Source organism: Nonomuraea sp. KM88 (assembly GCF_052245635.1).
GTDB lineage: Bacteria > Actinomycetota > Actinomycetes > Streptosporangiales > Streptosporangiaceae > Nonomuraea.
The window spans coordinates 167,238-179,905 of sequence record NZ_JBQQCC010000001.1 but is presented as its reverse complement, the minus strand read 5'-3'; the positions used below and the strand labels follow the sequence as shown (position 1 = coordinate 179,905).

General features: G+C 70.0%; 8 protein-coding genes. 6 read left to right on the top strand and 2 right to left on the bottom strand.

What is annotated here, in order from left to right:
- Position 1: 1 nt before the first annotated feature.
- The 4 genes from ACTWPV_RS00870 to ACTWPV_RS00855 all read left to right on the top strand — a co-directional run bounded on the left by ACTWPV_RS00870 (position 2) and on the right by ACTWPV_RS00855 (position 6,260).
- Positions 2-985, top strand: a complete 984-nt coding sequence (locus ACTWPV_RS00870; protein ID WP_443150189.1) for a hypothetical protein — start codon at positions 2-4, stop codon at positions 983-985.
- A complete protein-coding gene (locus tag ACTWPV_RS00865) occupies positions 978-3,650 on the top strand; it encodes a hypothetical protein (protein WP_443150188.1) in 2,673 nt (890 codons plus the stop codon). Before ACTWPV_RS00870 ends, ACTWPV_RS00865 begins: the two co-directional genes overlap by 8 nt.
- 97 nt (positions 3,651-3,747) lie before the next feature.
- On the top strand, positions 3,748-4,980 hold the full coding sequence (locus ACTWPV_RS00860; protein WP_347641552.1) for an FxsB family cyclophane-forming radical SAM/SPASM peptide maturase: 1,233 nt from the start codon (positions 3,748-3,750) through the stop codon (positions 4,978-4,980).
- Positions 4,977-6,260 (top strand): HEXXH motif domain-containing protein, encoded by a 1,284-nt coding sequence (locus tag ACTWPV_RS00855; RefSeq protein ID WP_443150187.1) that lies wholly within the window; start codon positions 4,977-4,979, stop codon positions 6,258-6,260. Before ACTWPV_RS00860 ends, ACTWPV_RS00855 begins: the two co-directional genes overlap by 4 nt.
- Positions 6,261-6,272: 12 nt before the next feature.
- On the opposite strand, the gene fxsT is transcribed toward ACTWPV_RS00855, so the two are convergent.
- Positions 6,273-8,789 carry an FxSxx-COOH system tetratricopeptide repeat protein gene (gene fxsT, locus ACTWPV_RS00850; protein ID WP_443150186.1) on the bottom strand — a complete coding sequence of 839 codons (2,517 nt, stop codon included), beginning with the start codon at positions 8,787-8,789 and terminating at the stop codon, positions 6,273-6,275.
- A 191-nt stretch (positions 8,790-8,980) separates the two neighbouring features.
- On the opposite strand from fxsT, the gene ACTWPV_RS00845 reads away from it, so the two are divergent.
- Together ACTWPV_RS00845 and ACTWPV_RS00840 are read left to right on the top strand one after the other, a co-directional pair.
- Entirely contained in the window at positions 8,981-9,139 is a 159-nt protein-coding gene (locus ACTWPV_RS00845; protein WP_347620308.1) for a hypothetical protein, read from the top strand.
- 170 nt (positions 9,140-9,309) lie between these two features.
- Entirely contained in the window at positions 9,310-11,325 is a 2,016-nt protein-coding gene (locus tag ACTWPV_RS00840) for a tetratricopeptide repeat protein (RefSeq protein ID WP_347641549.1), read from the top strand.
- 9 nt (positions 11,326-11,334) lie between these two features.
- Here the strand turns inward: ACTWPV_RS00840 and ACTWPV_RS00835 are convergent, their stop codons facing one another.
- Positions 11,335-12,579 (bottom strand): MFS transporter, encoded by a 1,245-nt coding sequence (locus ACTWPV_RS00835; RefSeq protein ID WP_347641548.1) that lies wholly within the window; start codon positions 12,577-12,579, stop codon positions 11,335-11,337.
- Positions 12,580-12,668 lie beyond the last annotated feature (89 nt).

The following is a 12,668-nucleotide window of genomic DNA, read 5'->3' as shown; positions in this document are numbered from 1 at the left end:
GATGCCCCCCGCCACCGCCCGTTACGAGCTCTACGGCCTGCGGTCCGGCAACCCGTACACCTGCCGGCCGCTGAACGCCGTCGCCGACGACGCCGACCGCGCACGCCTGCTGGAGCTGGCCGGCTTCGTGCGGCTCGCGGCGATCAAGGAGGCCGTCGAGACGGCCGTCAGCGGGAATCGCCCGGTGTTCTTCCTCATCAACGGCGTGAGCAAGAGCGGCAGGACGTCCCTGGCCAACCACGTGATGAGCCTCTACAGGGACGCCGCCGGGCTCGGCGAGAGCTTCGCCACCCACTGCGCGGAGCCCGAGGAGATGACCCAGGACCCCTATCCGGTGATGTGCTCGACGCTGCTCTCCCTGCGCAACAAGATGAACGAGCAGGCGATCGCCATCCCCGAGGTGCTGCGCGAGCGCTTCACCGAGCTGGGCAGGCGGGCGCACACCGACCAGATGAACGCGTACGACCTGCAGGAGATCGCCGGGCTCACGGGCTCGACCTACACCGCGGCCAAGGGAGGCTTCGGCATCAGGTACGAGAGCGTCCCGACGAAGAAGCTGATCACCCTGGCCACCCAGGTGTTCGCGAGCACCCGTACCGTCGTCGTGTTCACGGTCGACGACTACGACCACGCCAACACCTTCCGGCTGACCAGGGCGGAACGCGAGCGGCTGGCGCCCCGCGTGCGCGTCGTGGACCTGGCCGCCCTGACCGGGGAGCAGGTGGCCCACCTGGCGCGCGACCGCTGGACGGGCCGGCCGCCCTCCCCCTTCCACGAGGAAGGCGTGAAGAGCGCCTTCAGCGGGCGCCCGTACACCGTCGGCCGGGCCATGCAACATCTGGAGCTGCTGCTGGAGTTCCGGCTGCGCGAATACGACAAGGACGACCCCTGGCCCACGGACGACCTGCACATGCCCGAGAGCTGGCTGGTGAACCGCATGTACCAGCGCGAGAGATGGAACGGGCTTGGAGGCATCGATGGCTGACTACCCCGCGCGCAACCCCTTCCCCGCCCGTGGCACGTCCAGCGCCGAGGAGACGTCCCTGCCGGGCTTCCTGAGCGACTGGGCGCGCACCACGCCCACCGCGCTCCTGCCGGGCGTGCGCGACGTCGTGCGCCAGGCCCGGGCCTACCTGGCGGCGTTCGACGGCGACGGCGGCCTGTCCTGCCTGTACGGCGCCCACGGGATCGGCAAGACGCACGCCGCGCGGTCCATGATGGCGGTCGTCAACGAGGAGTCTCCCGACGCCGTTCAGCTCTACCTGAGATTCCAGGACGACGACTTCGTCGCCGCGTACCGGCGCATGGTCTCCCAGCTTCCGCTGAGCCTGCTGGCGGAGCTGAGCCTGAGCTACCTCGACACGCTCGCGGACGACCTGTCCGGGCGCGCGGTGGGGCCGGCCGCCGGGGAGCCGCGGCAGTCCGGCCCGTTCGGTCCAGATCCGGTGGAGTCCGGGGAGGTGCTGGAGGAGCAGGCCAAGGAGATCGCCGCGGTGGCCGGCGACTGGCCGCAGTTCCAGCGGGCGCTGTCGTACCTGACGCGGCCCGGGTTCGCCGAGGACGCCTATGACTGGTTGTGCGGGCGGCCGATCAGCCCGGAGTCCTCCAGGGCGCTCGGGGTCAGCGCCCAGATCGACGATCCCCTCACCTGCCGTTACGGCCTGCAACTGCTGACCAGGCTGGTGACCAGGGGCGGGCGGCCGTTCGTGATGGTGCTCGACCAGTGCGAGAAGTTCCTGCTCGACGACGGCGACCCGGTGCCGGGGAACATCGGGATCCTGCACGGTCTGGTCGAGGCCGTCCCCCGGGCCCGCGGGATGCTCGTCCTCGTGGCGAGCGGGGCGGGCTGGGAGTGCCTGCCGCAGGATCTCCGCCAGCGGCTGGGCGCCGGCGCCTGCCATATGCTGCCGCTCACTCCCGGCGAGGCGACGCTGGTGCTGGCCACGTACATCAACGCCGCCCGGCAGTCGGACGGTGACGACATCTGGCCGTTCACCGAGGCGGGCGTGCTGGAGTTGCTGCGGCACAGCGGCGGCAACCTCCGCCTGCTGCTCCAGCTGGCCTGGGCCGGCTTCGACGCCGCGGCTCCCGGGGGGCTCATCGACGCCGGGCTGGTCGCGGCCGCCGCCGCCCGGCACGGGCGCGCGCCCGGTTTCGCCGCCCTGGTGACACTTGTCGAGGGGGAGCTGCGCGCCTGCGGGATCGCCGCCGAGCGGGTCGAGGAGAACGGCACCGTGACGTCGTTCGAGCTGCCCGGTGGGTCCGCGCCGAGAGCAGTGATCAGGTTGTCCGAGGCCGTGTTCTTCGACGACGAGGCGGCCATCGCCGACGAGCTGCTCACCAGGCGCTCCGGCGCTCCGGCGGCGTTCACCGCACTCCTGGTCTCGGGGTACGTCAGCCCTACTGTGCTCACCGTGCTGCGCGAGGCGATGCACGTGGTCCTGGTCGCCGACGGCTCCCCAGGCTTCGTGCGCGCGCTCGACGAGCTCGTCAAGCGGCTCGCCGCCATCCCGGCCGGCTCCGGCGAGCCGCTCCCGCGGGACGAGGCTCTGCGGGAGCTGCGGACGCGGATGGACGAGCTGGTCGCGGCGCGCCAGGGCGAGGTGCTGGCACTGCAGCGCAGGCTCGACGAGGTGGCCGAGCGGCTGGAGCGCGAGCGGCAGCGGCGCCCCGACTGGCCGGCCCGCCGGGCGGAGCTGGTGGAACGCATCACCGAGGCCAGGGACGCGCGGGCCGCGGCCGACTGGCTGGAGTTCAGCAGGGCCGCCACGGCCGCCGTGCGCGGGCGGACGAGACTGCTCTCCCTGCTGGCCCTGGCCGTCGTCGCGGCGGCCGCCCTGTTCGCCGCGGCGCCCGCGGCCGGCGTGCTCCCCCTGCGGTGGGCGCTGATCGCCGGCGGCGTCGCCGCGCTCGTCGCCGCGGCCCTGCTCTGGAGGTCGCCGGCGGCGTCGGACGTCCGTCACGCGGTGGCGGGCGCGGAGTCCAGGCGCGACCTCGACCGCCTGGCCCGCGAGGCGGGCACGCGCGCCGCAGACCCGGTCGGACGTTACGCCTACGCGCTCCGCGAGGACCCCGACGACGGTTATCAGCGGCTGGTGGAGGCCATGCTGGCCGAACCGCTCGCGATCGTCAGGCAGGCCCTCGGGCGCCGGCTGGCCGTTTCTGAGCGCTCGCCCACCCAGTGCGTGCCGGACGTGCTGCGTGGGCTGCGCGAAGGGTGCCCGGAGATGCTGCTCCTGCTGGCACGCAGGCAGCGGCACGCCGAGTCGGAGCTGTTGCCGCGCGTTCTCCGCGATCTGCCTCCCGAACTGCGCGTCCTCGTGGCTCTGGTCAATGCGGGCACGCCGACGCCCGCCGACAGCACGATGCCCTGGCAGCCGGCCGAGCTCGCGCTCGAGGCGCTCGGCGTACGCGGGCTGCTGCACCCGCTCGCCCTGGCCTTCCGCGACGGCGACGCGCGGACCATGCCGATCGAGATCCCGCCGAGCGCCCTCAGGGCCACCGCCCACCTGCTGTCGCCGCTGGAGCCCGGCGGACTCGGCACGTACGACTGGCTGCCGCTCATCGCGGAAATCGATGAGCTCTTCCTGTTTTTTGAGGAGTTGCTCTATTACCAAGAAGAAAAGCGCTTAAATCGCCATAAATCTTGACGCGCCGTCCGAGTCATGAGACATAAGGACCGGGGTCCAACGCAGCACTCCGCCATGAGCCACGGCCAGTTGGGGCGCGAGAGCGAAGAGGTATCCGTTGTCAGGAAACCCTGCATCGAGACCGCTGCTCACCCTGGGGTTCCCGCAATTCCTCGACGTCGAGGCACTGCTGGCGACCGGGTGGAAACCGCTCGCCTTTCAGCAGTTCATCGTGAAAATCCACAGCCGCTGCGACCTGTCCTGCCGCCACTGCTACGTGTACGAGATGGCCGACCAGAGCTGGCGCGACCAGCCGCGCAGGATGTCCGACGCCATCGCCGACCGTACGGTCGAACGGATCGCCGAGCACGCCACCCGCCACGACCTGCCGGAGATCGACGTCATCCTGCACGGCGGCGAACCGCTGCTCGCCGGCCCCGCGCTCATCACCCGGCTGGTCGAGGGCGTGCGCGGCGCGGTCGACACGGGCACCAGGGTCAACGTCAGCGTCCAGACCAACGGGGTGCGGCTCGACGAGCCGTACCTGCGGCTGTTCGAGTCGCTGGAGGTGCGTGTCGGGGTGAGCCTGGACGGCGACGCCGAGGGACAGGACCGCCACCGCCGCTTCGCCGACGGCCGCGGCAGCCATGCCCAGGTCAGCGAGTCGTTGTGGCGGCTGACCGCCGGACCCTACCACCATCTGTTCAGCGGCATCCTGTGCACGATCGACGTGCGCAACGATCCGTTGCGCACGTACGAGGCGCTGCTGGAGTACGACCCGCCGGCCATCGACTTCCTGCTGCCGCACGGCAACTGGGCCGCGCCGCCGCCCTTCCGCGAGCCCGGCTCGCCGGCCACGCCGTACGCCGACTGGCTGATCCCCGTCTTCGACCGCTGGTACGAGAGCCCGGTCCTGCACACCGAGGTCCGGCTCTTCCGGGAGATCATGCGCCTGGTCATGGGCGGCTCCTCCCGGGCGGAACGGGTCGGGCTGTCGCCCGTCCGCATGGTCGTGATCGAGACCAACGGCGGCATCGAGCAGTCCGACATCCTGAAGAGCGCCTATCACGGCGCGACCGAGACCCGGCTCCACGTGCTCAGCGACTCTCTCGACAGGGCGTTACGGCACCCCGCGATCGTCGCCAGGCAGATCGGCGAGCAGGCGCTCTCCGCCACGTGCCACCGCTGTGATCTCATGTCCGTCTGCGGGGGCGGCCACTACGCCCACCGCTACCACCCGGTCACCGGCTTCGCCGAGCCGTCCGTCTACTGTCCCGACCTGTACCGGCTGATCGCGCACATCGCGACGCGCTGCGAGCGTGATGTGGCCCGGCTCCGGGGAGCCGGATGAGCGCCGTCCACCACGTGTCCGGCGCAGCGTTCGCCGCGCTGGCCGCGGGGGAGGGAGGCGCGCGGGCCGTGGGCGAGCTGTGCGCCGCCCAGGCGAGCAAACACCGGCTCCTCGTACGCCTGCTCGTGGCAGAGGCACGCCAGGCGGGACACCCGCACGCGGCCCTCGTGTCGCGCGCCTACGAGACCCTGTCCGAGGTGGAGACCGCCTTCCCTGAGGAGGTGGGCCGCTGCCTGCGCCACCCGGCGGTGGGCGCCTGGGCGCTGCGCACCTGCCGGGAGTCGCCCGCCGGCGGCGGCGACCCTGGGCGGCTCGCGGCGGTCGCGCTGGCCGCGGCGATCCGCACCCGCAGCGCCTGCCGCCTGGAGGTGCCGGTGCGCGGCGGCGAGCTCATGCTGCCCTCGCTCGGGCTGCTGGCCCTGCCCGGCGACCTGCCCGAGGTGGTCCAGGCGACCGTCGAACCCGCGCAGGACGGGGCGGAGCTGCACGTCGGCGGTCACGCGTACCGGGTGAGCCTGTCGGACGACGGGCCAGGCTGGCAGCTCCTGCATCACGTCCGCGTCTCACCGGACGTGCGCATGACCATCGACGACCTCGACCCCTACCGCTGGCCGGACGACGACGTCGGCGACCGCCTGACCGGCGAGCGGCGGCAACGATGGGCGGCCGCCCTGCGCGAGGCCTGGCAGGTGCTGCTGACCCGCCACCCGGAGGTGGCCGGGGAGCTCGCGACGGCGGTCTCGGTGCTCACGCCCGTCGTCACCACGTCGCTCGAACAGCACAGCGCCTCCGCGCGGGACACGTTCGGCACGATCGCGCTGTCCGACCCGATCGACGGGATGGGCATGGCCCTCACCCTGACGCACGAGCTCCAGCACGCCAAGCTGAACGCCCTGAGCGAGGTGGTGGAGCTGGTCGCCCCCGACGACGGCCGCCGCTTCTACGCGCCGTGGCGTCCCGACCCGCGCCCGGCCTTCGGACTGCTGCACGGCGCGTACGCGCACGCGGGCGTCGCGAGATTCTGGCGGCGGCACACCGGCGACCCGGAGCACGCCCAGCGGGCGCAGGTGGAGTTCGCCCGCTGGCGCGAGGCCGCGTACCAGGTCACCGGCACCCTGCTCGGCAGCGGCGCGCTGACGGAGGCCGGCACCCACCTGGTCGCCACGCTGCGCGACACGCTCGCCCGCTGGCTGGCCGAGCCGGTCACGCCAGCCGCGGCCGTCCAGGCCCGGCTGCGGTCCGACGAGCACAGAGCGGCCTGGGCCGACACCCCCACGTGACCCGGGCCGGCATCAGATGGGCGGCGGGTCGAAGTCGCAGTTGAGCCGCTCGCCTGCGAGAACGGCGAGAGTCTCCGGGTGGTCACGCCCCATGACCGCGCCCAGCCGCTGCATGGTCTCCGTCAGCAGCCGCTCCGACTCTCCCTTCATCCCCGTCGCCTGCAGGTCCTGGGCCAGGTTGGCGGCGCAGACCAGGCTGAGGTAGTGGTCCGGGTTGAAGCGGGCCTGGATCAGCCGGTGGTTCTCCTCGCCCAGCAGGCGGGCCTGCTCGTGCAGCCCCAGCGCGGCCAGATCGTTCTGCAGGTTGATGGCGCACGTCACGGAATAGTCGTGATCCCGGCCGATCCGCTCGGAGAGAGCGGCCAAGGCCCGTTCGTCGAGCTCCCGCGCCGCGGCGGCCTCCCCGTCCAGGCGCATGAGCAGCGCCAGATTGACCTGGGCCGCATGGGTGAACGGGTGATCGTCCCCGAACACCCCCGGGTAGTACGGAAGCGCGCGCTGCGCCATCTCCCTCGCCTCTCCGAGCTCACCGGCCGCCCGCAGCGCGTTGGACAGGGCGATGGCCGCCGCCATCGTGTCGGCGTTGCCGTCTCCGTACAGCCGGACCAGGCGCGTGTGGGTGTCGCGCATCAGTTCCAGGGCCTCGGTCAGCCGCCCGCTCCTGCGCAGCGAGATGGCGAAGTCCTTCGCCGCCCGCAGGGTGATGGGATGGTCGTCTCCCAGATGCGACACCCCGTACGTGTACGCTTCCTCGGCCATGTCGGTCGCGATCTGGAACTTGCCGCTGAGCCGCACGGCCCGGCTCAGATTGGTCCACGTCAGGAGCAGAACGCGCCGGCCGACACCCTCCGTGACGCTTCTGTGGAGGTAGACCTCCTGGAAGATCTGCTGCGCCTCGGCGTAGTCGCTGGTGAGGGCGAAGTCGAGAGCGAGGTTGTTGCGAGCTCGGAGGGTGTTGTTGTCGGTCTCGCCGTGCACCCCCCGGTAGCCCTCGTAGACCTCCCCGTCGAGCTCCCTGGCGCGAAGGAAGTTGCCGCGGCCACGCAGCGCCCCGGCGTAGCTGTTCATGCCCCACAACGTTTCCGGGTGCTCGGGACCGAGAGCGTCGATCATCTGGTCGACGGTCTCCTCCATGAGCCGGTCAGCGCTGCCGTACATGGTCAGGGCCAGCTGAACGAGACCGAGGTGAATGCGGGCCACCAGCACGTCGGAGTGCCGTTCGCCGCTCGCCTCCGCCCATCGCTTGATGTACTGGTTCAGCAGCGCCTGCGCCTGCCGGTAACTGCCGCGCACGTACAGGTAACGTACGAGGTTCAGGGCGAACCTGCGCGAGACCGGCGCCCTGCAGTCGATCAGGCCCGACGGCTCCAGATGGGCGGCGAGCTCGTCGAACTGGGCCCACTTGGCCGTGTCGTCGGGGTCGCTGGGCGCGCTGCCCGCCAGGAGAAGGTGCACTTCGTGGCGGAGCTCCGTGCGGTCCTTCTCACTGGTCTCGTCGCGTAGCAGCGCCTGGTTGAGCCGGTGCACCTGCAGCGTGCGCGCGGACGGCTCGACCTTGACCAGCGCCAGGCGTTCCAGGTTGCTCAGGGCGTTGGTCAGTTCGATCGGGTCGGACAGGATGGGCATGAGACGAGGGCCGACCGCTCGGTTGCCGCGGCGGAAGACGTCCCTCGGGATGGGCTCGGGGCCGAAGAACGCGCAACAGCGCAGCACCTCGACCGCGGCGGGCACTCGATCTTCCAGCTGGGCGACGGAAAGTTGCCACGCGGCGGTCATGGACTGCGGATAGGTCGGAGCCTTCTCCAGGCTGAGCAGCCGGCCGGTCTGCTCGTCCAGCAGCGAGACGTATTCCTCGACCGACATCAAGGTCCTGGCCAGCAGGGCGCTGGCCTGCTCCAGCGCGAGCGGCAGGTCCCCGAGCTTGTCGGCCAGGAGGTCCGCCTCCGGCTGAGCGATGGCATCGCCGAGACGCCTCGCGAGGAAGGCGATGCTCTCCTCGCGCCTGAAGACGTCGACCTCGATGGTGGGCTCATGGTCACTCCACCGTGAGTTCCGCGACGTGATGAGGACGTGCCCGGGGCCCCGGGGAATGAAGTCCTTGATGTATTCCGGCTCTTCGGCGTTGTCGAAGATCAGGAGCCAACGCCTGTAAGGTGCCCCGCTCTCCAGCGTGCGTAGCACAGACTGCGTGGCCTGCTCCACCCCGGTGCTGGTCGCCGACGGCAATCCCAGGGCCTGGGCCATTCCCGCCAGCACCGACGGAACGAGCAACGGCTGGTCGGCGGAGACCCACCAGACCAGGTCGTAGTGGTCGCGATATTGCCACGCGTACTCGATCGCCAGCTGGGTCTTGCCGACGCCTCCGAGACCCTGCAGTGCCTGGGGCTGGGCCACGACCGCGGTCACGGTGTTGATGCTCTTCCTGAGGGCCGTCAGCAGGTCCGCGCGGCCGGTGAAGTTGGGATTGCGCTTCGGGACTCTTTCCCAGATCTTCTGTGCAGGCGCCATGGGCTGCGAATGCTCTGCCATGTCGATCCTCCGCTTCACGCCCGAAGAGCCGGTAACCGTAGGCTCATCCTAGAGGTTGATAAGTGGAGTCGCTTATCACAGAATCATAATAAGGAACTTGTCTGAACGTGCTGCGAGACCGGCCGGGCGGGCGCCTGATAAGTGCTCGCAAGTTGTTTGATATTCGGGTGGCCAAAATGGACGGAGTGCGTATGCGTGACGGACAGTACACATCCCGCAGCCTGATCGACGTGTCCGACATCCCGCTGAGCAGCCTGGGCGAGATGGAGAGCGCCGCACTCCGGGCAGCGGTGATCTCCTGCCTGAACGACGACAAGGAGCAACTGGCGAGGTTCGACAGTTCCATCTGAAACATTTCTTCGCTCCTGCCGCAGCCGAACACGAGGGCCCGCGCTTCTCGCGACGGAGGACGGGTGAATCATTGCGGACAGGTGCGCGCGGCCACCACGTGCGCGAAGATGTATTCCGTCTTTCGCCACGGAGGAATGTGCGGTGAAACGCGGCTGCGGATGGGATCGACATGGTTATTGCCGGCACAGACTCACAGCTGACGCCCTACCAGGGCTTACGTGCCTTCCGCGCCGAGGATCATCACCGGTTCTTCGGGCGTGACGCGGAATCCCATCAGATGTGCGACCTCTGGCGGACCCAGCGGCTGAGCGTCCTCTACGGCTCGTCGGGGATCGGGAAGACCTCGCTGATCCTGGCGGGAGTGATGCCTCTCCTCAGCCCGAACAGGATCGACGTCCTCCCCCTCGGGCGGGTGTCCTACGGATCCTCTTTTCCGCGGGCCGCGTTGCCTGCCCATAATCCGTACGTCCTCGCCCTGTTGTTGTCCTGGTCCCCGCTGGCTCCCCCCACCCGGCTCGCCGGCATGACGATCTCGGCGTTCCTGCGCAACCGGCCCGTCAAGCGGGACGCGTACGGAGATCCGACGCTCACCCTGATGGCCATCGACCAGCTCGAAGAGCTCTTCTCCGGCGGCCGGCGACATCAGCGCTACCGTGACTGGTTCTTCGGCCAGCTCGCGGAGGCGCTGCGCCAGGATCCGCGCCTCCGCCTGCTGCTGTCGATCCGCGCGGATCGGCTGGCGGACCTGCGGAAGTACGAGCCGGAGCTGACCCGGGCCGCCCCGGCCGCGGACGGCTCCGCCCCGGAACGTCTCGCTCTCGAGGCGTTGAGCTTCGGCTCCGCGCTGGAGGCGGCGCGCCGGCCGGTCCAGGGCACGGGACGCGCGTTCTCGGAAGGCGCGGCCGAACGGCTGGTACGCGACCTCGTCACGGTCAGGACCCGCTCCAGCAGCCGCCCGCAGCCAGAGGGTGCCGACCCGGCCCAGCTCCAGGTGGTCTGCGAGGCGCTGTGGAACACGCTGCCCGCGCAGACCACCGAGATCTCGAAGAGCGACGTGTTCGGACACGTCGAGAGGACCCTGTCGCGGCACTACGCGGGAGAGCTCCGGAAGATCGCCTCCGAGCGGTTCAGCGGCGATGACCCTCGGCTGAGGACATGGTTGCGGCTGACCTTCCTCGATCCGGCGGGAGGCGGCAGAACGGTCAGGCAGAGCTCGATCAGGACAGCGGGGATCGGCAGGACCGTGATCGCTCTGCTGGTGAAGCGGCGCATCCTCCAGGCGGACCAGGACATGGGCGAACGGCTGTACCGGCTCGCGTACGACCGCATGCTCCAGCCCGTCGAGCAGGACGACCTGACACCGCACCTTCACGTGGCGCAGCCGGGACCCGCGGAGCTCCTCTGCGAGGCGGAGAGCGCGGTGCGCGAGGGCGATCTCCTGCTGGCGGCCGGACTCTGCGAGGAGGCGCTGGCCGGGTCCGTCGACGGCGACCTCCGGCTGCGGGCCAGGGCCGAGTCGCTGCTCGGCAACATCGCGCACGAGCGGGGGGATCTCGATGGCGCGATCCTCCACTACGGCAATGCCGCCAAGAGCCTCGAGACCGCCGGAGCGGTGACCGCTGTCGGGCCGTTTCTCACCGCCATCGGGCGGCTCCGGCTGGCTCAGGGGTCACCCGAGATCGCTGTGCGCGAGTTGCACGCGGCGGTGGTCCGGGTGCCCGGGGATCTCACGATCCAGACGGAGCTGGCGTGGGCGCTGTGGCATGGCGGCCATCCGGGCGCGGCCGTGAGCGTGCTCGACAGCGTTCTCGACAGGGAGGGCAACAACACCGACGCGCTGCTCAGCCGCGGGCAGATCCTGGCCGGCATGGGACGTCCTCATGCCGCGCTGCAGGACCTCGAACGGGCGAGGCCGCTGCGATGGCCGTTCGCCAAGGTCGCGCACGCGCTCGCGCTCGCCCAGACCGACAGCATCAAAGAGGCCCAGCAGGAGATGGTCGAAGCTCTGGCGGAAGGGGACATGGAGCACGGGCCGCTGCTGTTGTACGCGGCGAGAGTCGAACAACTCGCGGGCGAGAGCTCCTCGGCGGTCGACCTGGCTCAACGGGCGATCTCCGCGAAGGCCCCCGCTCTTCCCCACCACATGGCCAAGGACGCCAGGCGGCTGGTCGATGCCGCTTTCTGATCCGAGCCGTCAGACGTGCTGCTGCGCGGGAGGCGGTATGAGGCTTCTCCGGAAACCCCTCATGGCCGTGCCGGCCACGGCCACACATGTCATCGCGACGAGCAGGACGATCGAGCCGCCCGACACATCGCACCATGTCACCAGGAGGCCTCCCAGAGGCGCGGAAAGACAGACGGCGCCGTGGGACGACAGCCGAGCGGCCCCGACCACGCGGGCCAGCATGTCAGGGGCGACGCATTCCACCTCCATGGTCTTGATGGACACGTTGCTCAATGCGCCGACGAAGCCGGTGATGAACAGGGCCATGGCGAAGAAGGCCGGCCGGGCATGGAGCAGAAACGCTCCTACGGCGGCGGTGGACAGTGCCATGACCCAGACCCACATGTGAATGAGGAGCATGAACCGTCTCGGCTTGATGTAGGCGGCCGAAAGCCCTCCGAGGGTTCCCCCCACCCCGGCCAGCCCGAGCACGATCCCGACCGTCAGCGGCGTCAGGTCGCCCGAGCCGGCGACGAAGAGCATGATCAGGGCGTTGACCATCAGGTTGGTGATGGTGATCAACACGACCGACGCACGGAGGAACGGCTGGCTCGCCAGGATGCGAAACCCCTCCAGCAGGCTGCGGCGCAGCGGTAGGGGCGCGGGGCCGTTGCGGGGTTGGGTGCGCAGCCCGAGCGACAAAACATAGGTAAGAGTGAAAAGCACAGCATTCACTACGAAAGGGACAAAAAACCCCAATCCGAACAACAAGCCCCCGAGCGGCCTGCCCGCGAGTGACGCCAGATGGTTGGTGCTCTCGGTCTTGGCCACCGCACCACGCAGTTTGTCCGGTCGTACGAGCGACGGCATCAGCGAGGTGCCCGCCAGCGAATGGAGGACCCACATCCCGCCTTCCAGCAGCGCGGCCAGCACGATGTGCCCCAGGGACGGGCCGCCGACGGAGAGTGCCACGCCTACGCTGACCACGGTGAGCGCTCGCACGGATTCCGCGAAAAGGAGAACTCTACGGGGTGGTATTCGGTCGACCAGAACCCCGCCCGGAACGTAGAGAATCAAGATCGGTATCGTCAGGACGAACCCCGTCAGCCCGGCTGCGGCCGGCGAGTCCGTCATCGCCAGGGCCAGGAGCGGGTAGACCACACCGAGCATGCGCGTGCCGATCGCGGAGATGACCGAAGCCGCCCAGACGAGCGCGAAGTCCGTCGCCCTCGTCCGGCGCGGAAAGTCGCGCCTCACGGTGAACTTCTCTTCCACGCCCCGCCCCAGCCGTTTCCCTCAGGCGCATGTGTCTTCTGCCATCAATACAGGGAGGCCTTGGCGACAAGCCGCTTCCGACAAATGGA